Source organism: Rhizobium sp. YIM 134829 (assembly GCF_046546455.1).
The window spans coordinates 226,256-243,629 of the sequence record NZ_JBKHKI010000003.1 but is presented as its reverse complement, the minus strand read 5'-3'; the positions used below and the strand labels follow the sequence as shown (position 1 = coordinate 243,629).

Here is a 17,374-nt window from a genome sequence, read left to right as displayed (position 1 = left end):
ATTGGCGGAGGCGAGGTGGCAGCTGTGGAGATTAACCCTTCTTTAAGAATAGACTTGCGTCAGACCGGCGACAGGACCATTCTTCCTATCTGCAAGGGGCCTCGTTAGAAACTTTTTATCGAGAAGCCCGTTACCTGACCGAGTCAATGCGTCTAACCAGGGAATGCGCCATGTCCGACCGCGGATTGAACACCGTCAGTTTTGCAGGCCATGCCGCCTCTTCGGCGCAGTTCAAGGCGCTCTATTCGGAGGGCATGGGCCTGGTCGAGGAGACCGCAAGCTATCTCGACGGGCCCGGCCGTGCAGCCTCCAAGGTCCTGCCCCGGATGGCATCGGTGCTTTACGCGGCGGAATCGATGCGGCTCACCACCCGGCTGATGCAGATGGCGTCCTGGCTTCTCCTGCAGCGCGCCGTCAACAATGGCGAGATGACCCGCGATCAGGTTCTTTCTGAGAAGAACAAGGTCCGCCTCGATAGCTTCAATGTCGACCGTACGGCGCCCGGCTGGAACGAACTGCCGGAAGGCTTCCGCGACCTGATCGACCGTTCGCTGCGCCTTCAGAACCGCGTCGCCCTGCTCGACCGCGAAATCTATCGCCCTCAGGAAGCCTCGAGCTTCGTTCCGGACAATCAGAACGGCGTGAAAGCCCAGCTGAACCTGTTGCAGACCGCCTTCGGCGCCAGCTGATCCCACTCCTTGCTTCGACTGCATCTGCACAAGCCCGGCCTGACCGGGCTTTTTGCTGTGGGTAATGTCAAAACCTCTTTTTGAGACTCACAGCCCGAACAGCAAAAAGCCCGGACAAAGCCGGGCTTTTCGAACCGTGAACCGAAGTCAGACTTAGAGGCCGAGGCCTTCGAAGCGCTTCTTGAACTTGGAGACGCGGCCGCCGCGGTCCATGAGCTGCTGGTTGCCGCCGGTCCAGGCCGGATGGGACTTCGGGTCGATCTCGAGGTTCATGGTCGCACCTTCCGAACCCCAGGTCGAGCGGGTTTCGTATTCGGTGCCGTCGGTCATGACCACCTTGATCGTGTGGTATGCGGGATGGATGTCAGCCTTCATGATGCTCTTCCTAAGAGAGTTCCTGGGTCTTCTTGTCGCAACCCGTTGCGGCAGAGGGACCGAACACGATAAGGAAGCCGCAGACCTCTTTCCGGACCACGGCTTTTCAATGGGATGGCGTGCCTATACATGAAGCCCCCCGGGATAACAAGGCCTGTCGGGCTGCGGACCGGGGATGACGGTGCCGTCCTTTCCGCCTCGCCCCGTGGCGCGCGACCGGACGCCGCGATGAAGCAGGGATGGAGTGTAGCGTGGCAGACAATGCGGACAAGACGACCACCGGCCGGGCTTCGCTCCGCCCGCTGGCAAGCCTCGGTCGCTATGTAAAGCGGTATCGCGGGCTGGTGCTGGGTGCCGGCATCGCGCTCGTCACCGCCGCGGTGACCACCTTGACCCTGCCGCTTGCCGTGCGCCGCATGGTCGATCATGGCTTCACCGCCGCCGATGGCCAGTTCATCGACACCTACTTCTCCATGCTGGTGGTGCTGGCCGTCGTGCTCGCGCTGGCAAGTGCTGCCCGCTATTACTTCGTGATCACGCTGGGGGAGCGAGTGGTAGCCGATCTCCGGCGCGAGGTCTTCGACCATGTGACGCGGCTTTCGCCCTCTTTCTTCGACGTCAATCAGTCGAGCGAGATCGTCTCGCGGCTGACGGCCGATACCACGCAGATCAAGTCGGCCGTTGGTGCCACGGCTTCCGTGGCGCTGCGCAACATCATCCTCTGTCTCGGGGCCATCATCATGATGGTCTATACGAGCCCGAAACTCTCCAGCCTCGTACTCCTGGCCATTCCGCTGATCGTCTTCCCGCTGGTGGGCTTCGGCCGTTCCGTGCGCCGCCGCTCGCGTGAGGCGCAAGACCGGCTGGCGGGTGCCGCCGCCTATGCCGGCGAGGCGATCGGCGCCATGCGCACCGTCCAGGCCTTCACCGCAGAAACGCTGGCCCGCAGCCGCTATGGGGACGCTGTGGAGGACGCCTTCGGCGCTGCCAAGGCGGCCATCACCGCGCGTTCGGCCCTCACCGCCTTCGCCATCACCATGATTTTCGGCAGCGTCGTCGCGGTGCTGTGGTTCGGGGCAAAGAGCGTGCTTGCCGGCACGCTGTCGCCGGGCACACTCGGCCAGTTCCTGCTCTACTCGGTCTTTGCTGCCGGCAGCCTCGGCGCGCTGTCCGAAGTCTGGGGCGAGCTCTCCCAGGCTGCCGGTGCCGCGGAGCGCATCCGCGAATTGATGAGGGAAGAGCCGGCGATCGCCGCTCCGCCTTTGCCGGTCGCGCTGCCGGAGCCGCCCCGCGGCGCGCTCGCCTTCGAGACGGTACAATTCGCCTATCCGACCCATCCGCAGGAAAAGAGCCTGCGCGGCCTGGACTTCGCGGTCAAGCCGGGAGAGACGGTGGCGATCGTCGGCCCCTCCGGCGCCGGCAAGAGCACGGTCTTCGCGCTGCTGCTGCGCTTCTACGATCCCGTCTCCGGCCGGATCCTGGTCGAAGGCGCCGATCTGCGCAGCCTGGCGCCGGACGCGCTGCGGCGGCGGATCGCCATCGTTCCGCAGGATGTCACCATCTTCGCCGCCTCGATCCATGACAACATCGCCTTCGGCAGCCCCGGCGCCACCCGTGCGCAGGTGGAGGCGGCGGCGATCGCGGCGCAGGCCGACGAATTCATCCGCCGCTTGCCGCAGGGCTACGAGACACTGGCCGGCGAGCGCGGCATCACGCTTTCGGGCGGCCAGCGCCAGCGCATCGCGATTGCCCGGGCCATCCTGAAAGATGCGCCGATCCTGCTCCTCGACGAGGCGACTTCGGCCCTCGATGCGGAAAGCGAGACGCTGGTGCAGCGGGCGCTGGACGGCTTGATGGAGAACCGCACGACGCTGGTCATCGCCCACCGGCTGGCGACCGTCCTCAAGGCCGACCGTATCCTGGTCATGGATCAGGGGAGGATCGTCGAAGAGGGAACGCATGCGTCCCTCAGCCGCCAAGGGGGTCTCTATGCTCGCCTCGCGCGGCTGCAGTTCGATCATGGGCAGGGCAGCATCGACGGCGCCATCGGGAAGACCGTCGCCGGCCTGTAGGACGGCGATGGGTGGAAAATCACCCACGCCGAGCGTCCACTGGGCGGCAAAGGGGACATCGGTACCGCCAAACCTGATCTCTCGCCTCCCCGAGCCGCCGAGAGCCATTGCCAGGCTCGGACCCTGCCCCTCAAATCCTCTGGATGTGCCCGCCATGGAGGTGGCGGGTGCTGAACGCAATGACAAATGGGAGGATTTGCCATGTCATTCCTATCGCGCATGTTCGCGGGCGCCGCCCTGGCTGCCGCCTTGTTCGGACCGGCCCATGCCGAGTTCCCGGAGCGGACGGTCACCATGGTCGTGCCCTTTGCGGCCGGCGGCTCCACCGACGTCGTCGCCCGCATCGTGGCGCAGAAGATGTCGGACGATCTCGGCCAGCAGGTGATCGTCCAGAATGTCGCCGGTGCCGGCGGCAATCTCGGCGCCTCGAATGTGGCCCGCGCCGAGGCGGACGGCTACACGATCCTGATGGGCACGGTCGCGACCCACGCGCTCAACCCTCTGATCCTGAAGACCAAGCCCTACGATCCGGAAAAGGACTTTGCGCCCGTCTCGCTGCTGGTGCTGGTCCCGAACGTTCTCGTCGTCAATCCGGACTTCCCGGCCACGACGGTGGCGGAGCTCGTGGCGCTGCTGAAGGCCGAACCGGACAAATATGCCTATGCCTCGTCCGGCAACGGCACGCCGCTGCATCTCTCCGGCGAATTGTTCAAGACGCTGGCGGGCGTGACCATGCAGCATATTCCCTACAAGGGCGCCGGCCCGGCGCTGAACGATGTGATCGGCAACCAGGTGCCGATCATGTTCGACAATCTGCCCTCCTCCTCCGGCCACATCACCTCGGGAACGCTGCGCGCGCTCGGCGTCACCACTGCCAAGCGGGCGCCCTCCTTCCCGGACGTTCCCGCCATTGCCGAGACGATTCCAGGCTATGAGACCTATACTTGGAACGCGCTCTTCGCCCCGGCGGGCACGCCGCCCGACGTCGTTAACCGGCTGAACGCGGCGGCGAAGAAGGCGATGGCCGATCCCGATGTCGCCAAGCGCATGACCGATTTTTCCGCAACCATCGTTGCCTCGACCCCGGACGAGCTTGGCGCGCATGTAAAGGCCGAACTCGCCAAGTGGACGCCGATCGTGCGCGAGGCGAATGTCAGCCTGGACTGAGGCAGGTCTACCCTGATCCTGACACAGCAAGGCCGGCGGAGGGATCCGCCGGCCTTGCTGTGTCCAGCCTCTGGCTCTGGTCTATTTCTCGGTGAGCTTCAGCTCGATCCGGCGGTTCTGGTCGCGGGCTTCTTTCGTATCGCCCGGTGCGATCGGCTGGAATTCGCCGAAGCCGGCGGCGACAAGCCGGTCGGCCGGAACACCCTTCGAAATGAGGAACTTGACGACCGAGGTCGCACGGGCTGAGGAAAGTTCCCAGTTGTCGGCATAGCGGCCCGTACCGGAGAGCGGCACATTGTCCGTATGTCCATCGACCCGTAGCACCCAGTTGATCTCCGGCGGGATTTCCTTGGCGAGATCGAGCAGGGCGGTGGCGAGCTTTTCCATCTCCTGCTGGCCCTGCGGGTTCAGCTCATTGCCGCCGGAGGGAAAGAGAACCTCCGACTGGAAGACGAAACGGTCACCGACGATGCGGATGTTTTCTCGATCCGAGAGAATTTCCCGCAGGCGCCCGAAGAAGTCGGAGCGGTAGCGGTTGAGCTCCTGGACGCGCTGGGCAAGCGCGACGTTCAGGCGCCGGCCGAGATCGGCGATCTTGGTCTGCGAGGCGCTGTCTTTGGCCTCCGAGGCCTGCAGGGCCGCCTCGACGGCAGCAATCTGGCTGCGAAGCGCCGCGATCTGCTGGTTGAGCAGGTCGATCTGGCTCATGGCGCGGGTGCTGACCTGGCGCTCATTCTCGAGCTGGCCTGTGAGGTCGCCGATCCGCTGATTGGCGCTGGCGGAGGTGCCGCTGCCCTGATCGAGCAGCGACTGCAGCCGCGAGCGCTCGCTCTCCGAGCTGCTGAGCGAGGCCTGTAGATTGGCGAGCGAGTCCTCCAGATCCTGCTTGCCGCTCTTCTCCAGCGCGAGCAGCTGGGTCAACTCGTTGATCTGGCTATTCAGCCGGGTCAGCACCTCGTCCTTGCCGCTGATCTCCCGGCTCAGGATGAACTGGGCCATCACGAAGACAGAGAGAAGGAACATGATGGCGAGCAGAAGCGTCGACAAAGCGTCGACAAAACCCGGCCAGTAATCGACCGTCCGCTGGTGGCGGCCTCGACGGAGTGCCATGGCTCAATCCTTCCGCGCGTCGTCGCTGCGCTCGGGCGGCGGCAGACGCTCGGTGGCATTGATGCGCACGGCGAGCTTGTCGAGCGTGCGGCGGAGCGATTTCGCCTCCTCCTGCTGCGCCTCGATCCAGTCGCGCAGCATCTGCTGCTCGCCGCGCATGTTCTTGACGAGACCCTGGATGCCATCGGCAAGGCTCGCCATGGCGGCGGCGGCGCGCTGGTTGCCGTTCTCCGGATTGACCCGCGACAGCTGCTCCGCCAGCGCCTTGAGGTCATCGGCCGGCAGGCCGCGCGCATCGCCGGAGAAGCTGAGGTCGGACGACACGTCGGTAACGGAGGAAAGCCAGTTTTCGAGTTCCGTGTAAAAACGGTTCTGTGCCCGGCCGGCCTGCAGGTCCAGAAAGCCGAGGATGAGCGAGCCGGACAGACCGAAGAGCGAGGTGGAGAAGGCCGTGCCCATTCCGGAAAGCGGCGCGGAGAGGCCGGTCTTCAGCGCCGAGAGCACGTCGCCGGTCGAGCCCGACCCGGCATCCAGCGACTGGATGACCGTGTTGATCGAGCCGATGGTACCGAGCAGACCCCAGAAGGTGCCGAGCAGGCCGAGGAAGACGAGAAGGCCGATCAGATAGCGCGAGGTATCGCGCGATTCGTCGAGCCGGGCGGCGATGCTGTCGAGGATCGAACGAAGTGCAGCGGTGGAGATCGCCATGGCATGGCGGCGGCCGATCAGTGCCCGCATGGGCGCGAGCAGGACCGGATCGCGCCCCACCTTGTCGGCGCTGCCGGCGGCGCGGAATGAATTGAACCAGCGGACTTCTGGCCTCAGCCCCAGCACATGGCTGAACACCAGCAGGATGCCGATCAGCAGCACGCCCAGAATGAGCCCGTTCAAGCCGGGATTGCTGAGGAATGCAGTCTGGGCCTGGCGGAAGAGGATCGCGCCGACGAAGCCGACGATGATCAGGAAGATCACCATGATCCAGAAAAACACCATCGGGCTTGAAAGCTTGTCCGGATTATACCCGTCGCCCGGCCCCAGTTCCTCGCCGGACATTGTCAGCTTTGCCATATGCCTGTTCTCTCTTCCTCATCCGCCTGCGCGCGGGCGACACTAGCGCATTCTTCCTGATCCCGAAATCGATTCACGGGGCAAAATGCAGCGCCGGGCCCGGCGTCGCGTGCCGGCTGTTGCCGGCAGGCGTCACCGGGAGGAAGCGTGAAAATGACGGCGGAGTGAGGGCGGCTCAGCGCGTCGGCACGGGCCGATGCAGGACTTCCTGCAGCGCCTTGCGGATATGCTCGTTGCCGGCGATGATCGACCCGTCCTCGAGCGGCTTGTTGCCGCCATCGATATCGGCGACCCAGCCGCCGGATTCGCGGATCAGGAGGATGCCGGCCGCCATGGTCCAGGCCTCCAGATCACGCTCCCAGAACCCGTCATAGCGACCGCCCGCAACATAAGCGAGGTCGAGCGCGGGGGAGCCGGAGCGGCGAACGCCGGCGACTTCGCCCATCACATGGCGCAGTTCGACGAGATAGCGGCCATGATGCCCCTGGCCGAGATGCGGCGAGCCGGCGCCGATCACGGCATCGGCAAGCGTGCGGCGGGCCGCGACCCGAAGGCGCCGGTCGTTCAGAAAGGCGCCGCCACCGCGCTCCGCCGTATAGAGTTCGTCCGTTGCCGGGTTGAGGATGACGGCATTGACGATCTCGCCTTGGCGCTCGAGCGCCACCGACACGGCGAAATGCGGAATGCCATGCTGGAAATTGACAAGACCATCAAGCGGGTGGACGATCCATCGATGCGCGCCGTCGGTGCCAGCGATCTCTTCGGCGCCGTGGCCGGCATAGCCATAGGTCGGGCGGGCTTTCAGAAGCTCCTCGCGGATCACCTTCTCGGCCTTGCGCTCGGCCTGGGTCACGAAATCACCCGGCCCCTTCATCGAAACCTGCAGGTTCTGGACTTCGCCGAAATCGCGCGCCAGCGCCTTGCCCGCCTTAAAGGCGGCCTGAACCATAACATTGAGGAGAGCGGAACGGGCCATCTCGGATTCCTGTCGAAAAAGGCCGACCCCGTGGAACGGCGCTGCTGGATGTCACAAAACGGTCGGCGCCGCGGATGGGTCCGCGTGGAGGGCGCCAGACAAGGGAACCCGCCGCGAGGGCGGCCGGGTCGAAGCTCGCTTCATAAACACAAAACCCGGCCGAATTCAAGGGCGGGCCGCGGTGACGGACGGCCGGACCTATCTCCGCACGGCGCGGAAAAGGTTGGCCGCGGCGCGGGCGGCGCGCTGCTGATCCTCGCCGATCCCGAGGTAGAAATCCTCGAGCGCCTCATCCTTGAGCCCGGCGCGGCGCGAAAGCACATACCATTTGGCGGCCTCGACCGGGTTCGGTCGCGTCCCGATCGCATTGATATAGAGATGGGCGAGCTTGTTCTGTGCCGCCACATTGCCGGAGTTGGCAGCAATCAGCATCCAGCGAAAACCCTGCTCGAGGTTGCGCGGCCCGCCAATGCCCTCGACCAGCCAGATACCGGCGTCGAGCTGCGCAGTATCGAAGCCGGCGCTTGCGGCGCGCAGCAGCCAGTCGCGGGCCCGCGCCCGCTTCTCCTCCGGAATGCCGTCGACATTCAGATAGATCTGCGAGATCGCATATTGCGCATCGGCAATGCCCTGCACCGCCGCCCCCTCGTAATAGGGCAGCGCCGCCTTGAGCCCCGCCGGGCCCGGCTTGTCGATGGTCAGGAGCTGCGCATAGTTGAACTGGGCAGAGGCATTGCCGAGATCGGCCGCCTTGTGCATGAGTTCCTCGGAGCGGGCCTTGTCACGCGGGACCTGCCGGCCCTCCATCAGGAGAACGGCATATTTGAACATTGCAGCCGGATCGCCGGCATTGGCTGCCTGGCCGTACCAGAAGGCGGCATCCTTGTCGTTGCGCGCGACGCCAAGCCCCTGCGAGAAAATTTCTGCCACCAGCGTCTGCGCAGCACGGTCGCCGAGCTGGGCGCGCGGCAGAGCCAGGCCGAGCGCCGTGAGATAATAGCCGCGCTGGAAGGCGCCGTAGGCTTCGTCCGGCTTGCCCTCGAATGGTTTTTCGGCCGGCAAAGCGGGAAGCTCCGCACCCATGCGGTCGAGCACATTGACGCCACCGGACGGCGCGATGCCATCCTGAGGCGCACTGCGACCGCTACCCGGCTTTTCGAGCGTCGGGATCGCCCCTTCGGGGAGGACCGCGCCGTTGAAGGGCGTGATGCGACCGCGCTTCGGCAGCACATCGCCATCGGCGTCCGGCGCGGCATCAGCTGATGGGGCAGGCGGCGCCTGCATGTCCGACTCAGCGGCCCCCACATCGGCATCGCTCGGCTCATCGGAGGTGACGAATCCGGCCGGGGGCTGCGGCGTGACGCCCGGCAGTCCCTCCTGTCCCAGCGCCAGTCCCGGACCACCGACGATCGGCGCCAGCAGGGCGACGAGAAGCGCCGCGAGGCGGAGACGGTGGACATCGAGGGCGCAGCGGTCAGACATGTCCGCTCTTAAGCTTCAAACCGTGGCGCTTTTTCGTCCAGAAGCGCGTTGACGGCGGCCACCACCTGGGCAGCATTCTCCGGCACATCGAAGACGGCGCGCGAGAGCGCGACGAACTCCGCGCCGCTCTCGGCAACCGTCAGGGCCGAGGCCGGATCGCTGCCACCCATCACGACGCAGGGGATCTCGATCATCGCCGCCCACCATTCGCCGAGTGCAACGTTCTTGGGATGCGCCTCCGGCTTGATGTCGCCGTCGAGCCGGCCGAAGAAGATATAGTCGGGCTTGGCCTCGCCGATCTCCAGCGCGTGATGGCGATCGGCGGCATTGCCACCGCCGACGATCAGCTTCGGCGTGAACTTCTCGACGGCCTCGGCGACGGCCGCCTGATTGCCGTCGATATGCAGCCCATCCGCCTTGGCGCGGCCGGCCGTGCGGGTATCGCCGGCAATCAGCGCCGCGGCGCCCGCGGCCTGGATGACCGGCACCAGCGCCTCGGCATGTTTCTGGAAGCTCTGGTCGTCGAGCCTATATTGCGGCAGGATCACCGAGGCGACATCGCCGCCGCGCAAGGCCTCTTCGGTGAAGCGCCGGCGCAGCGCAAGATCGTCCATGTCCGGAAGGACCAGGACGAGGCGGCAGCGATCATCGGTCAGGCTCATGCAGTCTCTCCAGCGGCTCAGCGGTCTGACCCGGCTCTTCAGCAGGGACATAAGCGAGCGTTACCCTCTCTCTTCGCTTGGATCAACAGAGCGGCGCGCCCGGGGGCCTGCCGACCCGGCATCCCATGGCGGCGGCAAGCGATGGCCGGGTGGGTGCGCGAGCATTTAAATAAGAAAGTCGAAAAAAATATCTTCGCGATGCACAAAATGCTTGCGAACGAGAATGCTTTCTCTTAGATTACTAATATGTCTACCACTGACCCTTTCGAAGCCATTTCTGACCCGAACCGCCGCTACCTGCTGGAAGAACTTCGCCGTGCCCCACGCACGGTGAACGAACTGGCAGAAGGCCTTCCGATCAGCCGTCCAGCCGTCTCTCAGCACCTGAAGGCGCTGCTGGAATCGAACCTCGTGTCGGTCTCCCCGAGCGGCACGAAACGCATTTACGCCATCAACAAGCCGGGTTTCGACAAGGTCAATCTCTGGCTGGATCAATTCTGGTCCTGAGTCACGTCTGCCCGCCCCGTCGCTAACGGCGCCCATGCATAGCCGACCCGGCAAGGCCACTGCTGTGGTTGCCGGCCTTTGCAGGCACTTGAGCAAGCTGGACAAGCGCGGCGTCACATAGACGCTGCCTTACCGGTCGGTCATTGCGTCGTCTTCGTAAGCGACGGACGAAATTTCGGTGATGTGACGCGGCGTCCCCGAAAGTCGCGGGCTTTGGCGCGCATCACAATGTAGCCTGTGACTAACGGAACTCGGCCACGACGTTGTGATGCAGGGTTGCTGCATCGCGCTTGGGCTCCTGCGCTGCCGGACCTCGGGTTCGCCTGTAGGGCTCTGAGCTTTGGTCGGCTGGAAGGTAGGGCTGACGGCAGTCGTCCTTTACCGAGCGGGGCTCAGTAACTGTTACCCCCAACTAAGCGCGAACAGCAATCGAAACGCAGGCGCATGTTCGAGGCCCAGAACGACACTGCCCGCCGCGGTGAACCAGCGGCGGGCAGGGGTGGGATTCAACGTGAACGCGACCAGAGATGGACAGATCCATCATTACGCGGTCTGCAAAACGAGGGCCTGCCGGTCGTTCGTCCGGGTGCCCGTTACTTCCGTCGATCCCCTGCTTGTTTCAATGCCACTCTGCGTCAGACTCAGTGAAGCGTGGAGCGAATCTTGGCGATTTCGTCCTTCAAGCGCAGCTTCCGCCGCTTGATGTCGGCGATCGTCGTGTCATCCGTGGATGGCTGCAGAAGTGCGGAATGCAGCTCCTGCTCCAGAACACCGTGTTTTTTCTCAAGCGTTGCGAGATGAGCCTCAATGTTCATGTGGCAGTCCCTTCCTCTTGCTTGCACCCGGTCGCGAGCGCCGGGTGTTCCAGGTTCTAACCAAGAAAGTGTGCCACGCGATCGGTGATTTGTCGAAGCCGATTTCGCTCTTAGGGGTAACTTCCCGTTACTCCCCGATCCGTGCTAGAGGAAGCGCCGCCCGCGCGGGGCGAGCGCAATGAGGGGCTGGAGGCCGCTTCGCCTTGCGCCGATCGGGTCTCCCGGTTAGGGATCACGCGGGGCACACAAAATCGAGAGCGCGGCCAAAGCGGTTGCGCCGGGGCCGACGGGAACGCACAGGCATGCCAGATCAGGATCAGGCCGAACTCAGACTGAGCGTGGCGCGGCTGCGCCAGGAGCATGAGGATTACGACGTCGCGATCAACGCGATGATCCAGATCGGCTGCGACGCGCTGCGCATCCAGCGGATGAAAAAGAAGAAATTGGCGATCAAGGACAAGATCAGCAAGATCGAAGACCAGATCATCCCCGACATCATCGCCTGACCCGGCCTGCCGGACGATCCGGCCGGACCCGCCGTCACATCATTTCGCATGAACCGGGCATCGCGCTGCAGGCCGACCCCGGGAAAGTCCAGGAGGAGCCGGCCGTGAGCCAGACGAGCGCCCCGCAAGTCGCCATCATCATGGGCAGCCAGTCCGATTGGGAGACCATGAAGAACGCCGCCGACATGCTCGAGGCGCTCGGCGTCGATTATGAGGCGCGGATCATTTCGGCACATCGCACCCCGGAACGGCTGGTCGACTTTGCCCGCGGCGCGCGCGACGAAGGGTTCAAGGTGATCATCGCCGGTGCCGGCGGTGCCGCGCATCTGCCCGGCATGACGGCCGCCATGACGCCTCTCCCAGTCTTCGGAGTCCCGGTTCAGTCCAAGGCGCTGTCCGGGCAGGACAGCCTGCTGTCGATCGTCCAGATGCCGGCCGGCATTCCCGTCGGGACATTGGCCATCGGCCGGGCCGGCGCCATCAATGCCGCGCTGCTCGCCGCCGCCGTGTTGGCGCTCTCCGATCCCGACCTTGCGGACCGGCTGGATATCTGGCGGGAAGAGCAGAGTGCCGCGGTCGCCGAATTTCCGGTCGATGTGGCATGAAGACGGTCGGCATTATCGGGGGTGGCCAGCTCGGCCGCATGCTCGCGATCGCGGCGGCCCGGCTCAATCTGCGCACGGTCATTCTCGAGCCGCAGGCCGATTGTCCGGCCGCCCAGACCGCGACGCGCCAGATCGTCGGCGCCTATGACGACGAGGTCGCGCTCGACGCACTGGCCGCCGCCTGCGACATCGTCACCTATGAATTCGAGAACGTGCCGGTCGCTGCCGCCACACGCCTTGCCCGCAGCCTGCCGGTCTACCCGCCGCCGAAGGCGCTGGAGGTGGCGCAGGATCGTGTGACGGAGAAGCGCTTTCTCAACGCCTGCGGACTTGAAACCGCGCGCTTCCACGCTGTCGACAGCCTAGCGGAGCTCAGCGCCGGCCTTGCCGATTTCGGCGGCCGCGGCGTGCTGAAGACACGCCGGCTCGGCTATGACGGCAAGGGCCAGCATGTCTTCACCGGCCGCGACAACAAGGAAGAGACGGTCTACGCCGCCCTCGGCGCCGTGCCGCTCATTCTCGAAAGCTTCATCTCCTTCGAGCGCGAAATTTCCATCATCGCAGCCCGATCGAGCGATGGCACCGTCGTCTGTTTCGACCCGGCGGAGAATGTCCACCGCCAGGGTATTCTCCACACATCCACTGTGCCGGCTCGGATCGATCCCGCGCTTGGCGCCAAGGCTGGCGCCGCGGCCCGCGCCATTCTCGAGGCGCTCGACTATGTCGGCGTCATCGGCGTCGAATTCTTCGTCACGGCGGAGGGTGGGCTTTCGGTCAACGAGATCGCACCGCGCGTGCACAATTCCGGCCATTGGACGGAAGCGGCCTGCGTCGTCTCGCAGTTCGAGCAGCATATGCGCGCCGTGGCCGGCCTGCCGCTTGGCGATGCCTCCCGGCATTCCGACTGCATCATGCACAATCTGATCGGCGAGGAGATCGACAGCGTGCCGGAGTGGCTGGCGACGCCGCGCACGCTCGTGCATCTCTATGGCAAGGCGGACGCCCGGCCGGGCCGCAAGATGGGCCATGTCACGACCTTGCGCTAAAGGCTTCCAACCCTGGCGCGGGCGGTGAATTCCGGGCGTTCCAGGTTGACATCGACCAGGTGTCGCGTTATTGGCCTGCCACCCTCAGAGCGCGCTCGGGTTTTTCAAGAAACCTGACGGCGCGCTTTTCCTTGTTAGAGACCCGTGCGACCCTCAACTCGCCGAAACTGCGGACTAGACCCATGAAGATCAAGAATTCGCTCAAGTCGCTGAAGGCCCGTCACCGCGAAAACCGCCTGGTTCGCCGCAAGGGTCGCGTCTACATCATCAACAAGCTGAACCCGCGCTTCAAGGCCCGCCAGGGCTGAAGCATCTCGGCAGGACCTGCGGCGCGTCTGAACACGCCGCCGCGCGCTGATGCCTCGAATTTGATTGGACCTTCGGCCATGGCGAGTTAGCTTCTCGCCATGGCCGTTTTGTTGATCCGTCCACTGATTCTCGCCGCCGCCCTTGCTGTTGCCGCCGGGCCCATCGCTGCGCAGCCCGCCGGCGCTCCGCCTCAGCCGCCAAGCGCCACCGCTCCGGCTGCAACGTCCGCTGCCCCTCCGACGCATGCCGAGAAGCTGGACACGCTCTTCACCGCCCTCAAGCGGCAGCGCGATGCGGACAAGGCGCGTGAGATCGCAGACGCCATTCGAACCGAATGGCAAGTCTCCGGCAGCGCGTCGATCGATCTTCTGATGCAATGGGCCGCCAAGGCGATCGCTGCCAACAAGCAGCCGAGCGCGCTCGACCTCTATGACCAGGTGATCGCGCTTGATCCTGATTATGTCGAGGGCTGGAATCAGCGGGCGACGCTGAACTTCCAGATGGGCAATTACCGCAAGTCCATGTCCGACATCAATCATGTCCTTGCGCTAGAGCCGCGCCACTTCGGTGCGCTGGCCGGCATGGCCGCCATCCTCTCCGCTTCCGGCAAGGACGAGCTGGCTCTGAAAGCGTGGGAGCGCTTCCTCGCGGTCTACCCGGCCGAGCGCAAGGCGCAGGAACAACTGGGCGAGATCGAGGAAAAGCTCGCCGGCAACCGGACCTGATCGTCCCATCCCCAGCTTTCCCCTTGAGGCAGGCGCAGCCGCGCCGAAGCGAGGTTGCGGTCCGCTGTTGAACCGGGCCTTGCGTTTCGACGTAGAGGAATTGACTGCCTGTCGCCTCTCCAAGGTCTATGTGATTTTCGTGTCCCCCTCCTCCCGGTTTCCTAGTCGCCTCATGTTTATCGTTCTCACCGCCTTTCTGGCGACCCTTCTCGCCGGTCTCGGCTTCAGCACCTACCAGGCGGCGGCCTTCGAGCGCGAAAATGTCAATCGCGGCGAGCTGATCGATGTCGGCGGGTTCCGGATGAACAGCGTGCTCGTGCCGCGCGGGCCGAACGCCGACCTGCCGGCGATCGTCTTCATCCATGGGGCCAGCGCCAATCTCAATGATCCGATGACCGCCTTCCGTGCGAAGCTCGAGGGCCGGGCGGAGATGCTGTTCCTCGACCGGCCGGGGATGGGCTATTCCGAGCGCGGCGGGCCGCGCAATGCCTATCCCGACGGCCAGGCGGATGCGATCGCGGCGCTGATGACCAAGCGCGGCATCGACAAGGCGATCATCGTCGCCCATTCCTTCGGCGGCGCCATTGCCGCCAGTTTCGCGCTTGAGCATCCGGAGCGCGTCGCCGGCCTGGTCTTCCTCTCGCCGGCCACCCATCCCTGGCCGGGCGGCATCGACTGGTATTACTCCGTCGCCCGCATTCCGTTGCTCGGAGATCTCTTCGCAACGCTGATTGCCCCGCCGGTCGGGCTCGCTCTGGTCGACAAGGCGACGCGCAGCGTCTTTGCCCCGAACCACCGCCCGGACGACTATGTCGAGAAGGCGCAGATTCGCTTGGCGCTCCGCCCGCGCCAGTTTCAGAACAATGCGATCGATATCGCCAACCTGCTCGACTATGTGAAACGCGTCTCGCCGCGCTACCGGGAGATCAAGGCGCCGACCGTCATCATCACCGGCGATCGCGATGCCATCGTTCTTCCTGAGATCCACTCGAAGGGGCTGGCCCGCGACATTGCCGGCAGCCGCCTGGTCACCGTTCATAACCTCGGCCACAAGCCCGATTACATTGTCACCGATCTCGCCATCGCAGCAATCGAGACTGTCGCGGGCAAACCGCGGGATCTGGAGGCCATCGCCCGGGCGGACGAAGCGCGGATCGCCAAGGATAACGAGAAGTAGGAACGACAACGCCGCCCCTTTCGCAAGGGGCGGCGCTGCAGGGTCCTAAGATCCGTGGCGCGGTCAGACGCCGCTCATGCCGTCCTGGCCGATATAGGCGATGCGCAGCATGTTGGTGGCACCAGGCGTGCCGAGCGGCACGCCGGCCGAGATGATGATGCGATCACCCGGCTTGCCGAAGCCTTCGGAGGCCACGATGCGGCAGGCGCGGTTGACCATGTCGTCGAGGTCGGTCGCATCCGACGTCACCACGCAATGCGTGCCCCAGACGACCGAGAGACGACGCGCGGTCTGGATGACCGGCGACAGGGCCAGGATCGGCACCTGGGGCCGCTCGCGCGCCGTGCGCAGGCCGGTATTGCCGGAGGCAGTGTAGCAGACGATCGCCGACAGGCGCAGCGTCTCGGCGATCTGGTGGGCCGCCAGCGAGATCGCATCGGCGCCGGTTGCTTCCGGCGGCGTGCGCTGGGCATAGATGATGCCGGGATAATGCGGATCGGTTTCCACCTTGCTGGCGATCGAGGCCATGGTGGCCACCGCTTCGACCGGATAGTCGCCAGACGCGGATTCAGCCGAGAGCATCACCGCATCCGCACCTTCGAAGACGGCGGTAGCGACGTCTGAGACTTCGGCGCGGGTCGGGACCGGCGCGGAGATCATCGATTCCAGCATCTGGGTGGCCACGACCACCGGCTTGCCGGCGCGGCGGCAGGCGCGAATCAGTTGCTTCTGCAGACCAGGCACAGCTTCGAGCGGCATTTCGACGCCGAGGTCGCCGCGGGCCACCATCAGCGCGTCGGAGAGCTCGATGATCTCGTCGATGCGCTCGATCGCCTGCGGCTTCTCGATCTTGGACATGAGGCCCACGCGGCCGCGCGAGACCTTGCGCACTTCCGAGAGGTCTTCCGGCCGCTGGATGAAGGAGAGCGCCACCCAATCGACCTCGTCGGTCTCCAGGACGGCATCCAGATCGGCGCGATCCTTCTCGGTCAGCGCGCCGACGCCGAGCAACGTATCCGGCAGGCTGACGCCCTTGCGGTCGGAGATCTTGGTGCCGGACACGACGGTGCAGACGATCTTGGTGCCGTCCGAGCTTTCGGCGCGCAGATGCAGCTTGCCGTCGTCGATCAGCAGGCGGTGGCCGGCCTTGACCGCTTCCAGAATTTCCGGATGCGGCAGGAAGACGCGCGTGTTGTCGCCGGGCGTGTCGTTGTTGTCGAGCGTGAAGGTTTGGCCAGGGGTGAGATCCACCTTGCCTTCGGCGAACTTGCCGACGCGCAGCTTCGGGCCCTGCAGGTCGGCGAGAATGCCGATCGGCCGGCCACAGCGCTCTTCCACGGCGCGGATGCGCTTGATGAGCGTGCGCATGAGATCGTGGCTGGCATGGCTCATATTGATCCGAAAGAGATCGGCGCCCGCCTCATGCAGTTTCTGGATCATGTGCTCCTCGCCCGACGCTGGTCCGAGCGTCGCGAGGATCTTGGCTTTTCGATTCCGTCTCATCAGTTCTGGCCTTCTTGGGTCCCGGGCGTATCCGAGAGCTGAACCATCCAGCTCCCCTGCCGTCCCGTGTCATATTCTTTGAAGCCCATGCGTTGGAAACCACGCGCGAAACAGTCCTGCACGCCGGTGATCTTGAACTCGTTCTCCGCCACACACATGTTGACATTGCCCGTCCAGCGTCCGCCGCGGGCCGCATCTTCGGCGTAGAGATAGTAGTAGCGCGATTTGAGCTCGCCCTCGATCAGGGTTGCGCAGGTCGTTGCCGGCACCTGCCACCAGCCTTCGGTGATCCAGCCTTCCTGGGCTCGATAGCCGATCGCCACGCCAACGAGATTCTGCGTGCCGTTGCAGACGCGAAATTCCGCATGCGCTTCGCTGGGGAGGAGAAGCGGAGCGGCCATGGAGAGCGAAAAAAACGCCACGACGCCTAGAAACGATCGACGCATGTTCGACGGGGGGATGGGGTGTCGAGACACGGTTTCCAATGGAACTCCATTGCGTTTGTCGAGGCACTTTCTTGCGACTTCGAGCCTCGAAAGTCAACGCGGCAGACACAGGGCATTTCTGGCTTTTTCTGGGC

At 64.7% G+C, this 17,374-nt stretch carries 19 protein-coding genes; 10 read left to right on the top strand and 9 right to left on the bottom strand.

Annotated elements, in window-relative coordinates:
* Nucleotides 1-170 precede the first annotated feature (170 nt).
* On the top strand, nt 171-689 hold the full coding sequence (locus tag ACLE20_RS07960) for a DUF1465 family protein (protein ID WP_410939729.1): 519 nt from the start codon (nt 171-173) through the stop codon (nt 687-689).
* A 153-nt stretch (nt 690-842) separates the two neighbouring features.
* Here ACLE20_RS07960 and rpmE read toward each other — a convergent pair whose 3' ends face one another.
* Nucleotides 843-1,064 (bottom strand): 50S ribosomal protein L31, encoded by a 222-nt coding sequence (rpmE, locus tag ACLE20_RS07955; protein WP_023516320.1) that lies wholly within the window; start codon nt 1,062-1,064, stop codon nt 843-845.
* 239 nt (nt 1,065-1,303) lie between these two features.
* Here rpmE and ACLE20_RS07950 point away from each other — a divergent pair, with 239 nt between their 5' ends.
* Together ACLE20_RS07950 and ACLE20_RS07945 are read left to right on the top strand one after the other, a co-directional pair.
* The gene (locus ACLE20_RS07950) at nt 1,304-3,136 is read left to right on the top strand and encodes an ABC transporter transmembrane domain-containing protein (RefSeq protein WP_410939728.1); all 1,833 of its coding nucleotides are present in this window, start codon (nt 1,304-1,306) and stop codon (nt 3,134-3,136) included.
* Nucleotides 3,137-3,355: 219 nt separating this feature from the next.
* Nucleotides 3,356-4,303 (top strand): Bug family tripartite tricarboxylate transporter substrate binding protein, encoded by a 948-nt coding sequence (locus ACLE20_RS07945; protein WP_410939900.1) that lies wholly within the window; start codon nt 3,356-3,358, stop codon nt 4,301-4,303.
* An 81-nt stretch (nt 4,304-4,384) separates the two neighbouring features.
* On the opposite strand, the gene ACLE20_RS07940 is transcribed toward ACLE20_RS07945, so the two are convergent.
* From ACLE20_RS07940 to ACLE20_RS07920, 5 genes are all read right to left on the bottom strand, one after another.
* Nucleotides 4,385-5,413, bottom strand: coding sequence for a peptidoglycan -binding protein (locus ACLE20_RS07940; RefSeq protein WP_410939727.1), 1,029 nt, complete (start codon nt 5,411-5,413; stop codon nt 4,385-4,387).
* Between the two features lie 3 nt (nt 5,414-5,416).
* Entirely contained in the window at nt 5,417-6,481 is a 1,065-nt protein-coding gene (locus ACLE20_RS07935; RefSeq protein ID WP_410939726.1) for a flagellar motor protein MotA, read from the bottom strand.
* Nucleotides 6,482-6,656: 175 nt separating this feature from the next.
* Complete coding sequence (locus tag ACLE20_RS07930; protein WP_410939725.1) at nt 6,657-7,457, bottom strand: inositol monophosphatase family protein; 801 nt, start codon at nt 7,455-7,457, stop codon at nt 6,657-6,659.
* 198 nt (nt 7,458-7,655) lie between these two features.
* Nucleotides 7,656-8,939, bottom strand: coding sequence for a tetratricopeptide repeat protein (locus ACLE20_RS07925; protein ID WP_410939724.1), 1,284 nt, complete (start codon nt 8,937-8,939; stop codon nt 7,656-7,658).
* An 8-nt stretch (nt 8,940-8,947) separates the two neighbouring features.
* Complete coding sequence (locus ACLE20_RS07920) at nt 8,948-9,601, bottom strand: thiamine phosphate synthase (protein WP_410939723.1); 654 nt, start codon at nt 9,599-9,601, stop codon at nt 8,948-8,950.
* A gap of 246 nt (nt 9,602-9,847) precedes the next feature.
* Between ACLE20_RS07920 and ACLE20_RS07915 the strand changes: the two genes are divergently transcribed.
* On the top strand, nt 9,848-10,108 hold the full coding sequence (locus ACLE20_RS07915; RefSeq protein ID WP_323103606.1) for a metalloregulator ArsR/SmtB family transcription factor: 261 nt from the start codon (nt 9,848-9,850) through the stop codon (nt 10,106-10,108).
* Nucleotides 10,109-10,749: 641 nt separating this feature from the next.
* Here ACLE20_RS07915 and ACLE20_RS07910 read toward each other — a convergent pair.
* Nucleotides 10,750-10,923, bottom strand: a complete 174-nt coding sequence (locus ACLE20_RS07910) for a YdcH family protein (RefSeq protein ID WP_410939722.1) — start codon at nt 10,921-10,923, stop codon at nt 10,750-10,752.
* A gap of 302 nt (nt 10,924-11,225) precedes the next feature.
* Between ACLE20_RS07910 and ACLE20_RS07905 the strand changes: the two genes are divergently transcribed.
* The 6 genes from ACLE20_RS07905 (at nt 11,226) to ACLE20_RS07880 (ending at nt 15,291) form a co-directional block, all read left to right on the top strand.
* Nucleotides 11,226-11,429, top strand: a complete 204-nt coding sequence (locus ACLE20_RS07905) for a YdcH family protein (RefSeq protein WP_410939721.1) — start codon at nt 11,226-11,228, stop codon at nt 11,427-11,429.
* A 140-nt stretch (nt 11,430-11,569) separates the two neighbouring features.
* Entirely contained in the window at nt 11,570-12,034 is a 465-nt protein-coding gene (gene purE / locus ACLE20_RS07900) for a 5-(carboxyamino)imidazole ribonucleotide mutase (protein ID WP_410939899.1), read from the top strand.
* The gene (locus ACLE20_RS07895) at nt 12,031-13,080 is read left to right on the top strand and encodes a 5-(carboxyamino)imidazole ribonucleotide synthase (protein ID WP_410939720.1); all 1,050 of its coding nucleotides are present in this window, start codon (nt 12,031-12,033) and stop codon (nt 13,078-13,080) included. Before purE ends, ACLE20_RS07895 begins: the two co-directional genes overlap by 4 nt.
* A 182-nt stretch (nt 13,081-13,262) precedes the next feature.
* Nucleotides 13,263-13,388, top strand: coding sequence for a type B 50S ribosomal protein L36 (gene ykgO / locus ACLE20_RS07890; protein ID WP_034855034.1), 126 nt, complete (start codon nt 13,263-13,265; stop codon nt 13,386-13,388).
* 99 nt (nt 13,389-13,487) lie between these two features.
* Entirely contained in the window at nt 13,488-14,114 is a 627-nt protein-coding gene (locus ACLE20_RS07885) for a hypothetical protein (protein WP_410939719.1), read from the top strand.
* Between the two features lie 172 nt (nt 14,115-14,286).
* Entirely contained in the window at nt 14,287-15,291 is a 1,005-nt protein-coding gene (locus ACLE20_RS07880) for an alpha/beta fold hydrolase (RefSeq protein WP_410939718.1), read from the top strand.
* Between the two features lie 63 nt (nt 15,292-15,354).
* On the opposite strand, the gene pyk is transcribed toward ACLE20_RS07880, so the two are convergent.
* On the bottom strand, nt 15,355-16,794 hold the full coding sequence (pyk, locus tag ACLE20_RS07875) for a pyruvate kinase (protein ID WP_410939717.1): 1,440 nt from the start codon (nt 16,792-16,794) through the stop codon (nt 15,355-15,357).
* The gene (locus ACLE20_RS07870; protein WP_410939898.1) at nt 16,794-17,240 is read right to left on the bottom strand and encodes a DUF1036 domain-containing protein; all 447 of its coding nucleotides are present in this window, start codon (nt 17,238-17,240) and stop codon (nt 16,794-16,796) included. The genes pyk and ACLE20_RS07870 overlap by 1 nt, the downstream gene beginning before the upstream one ends.
* Between the last annotated feature and the right edge of the window lie 134 nt (nt 17,241-17,374).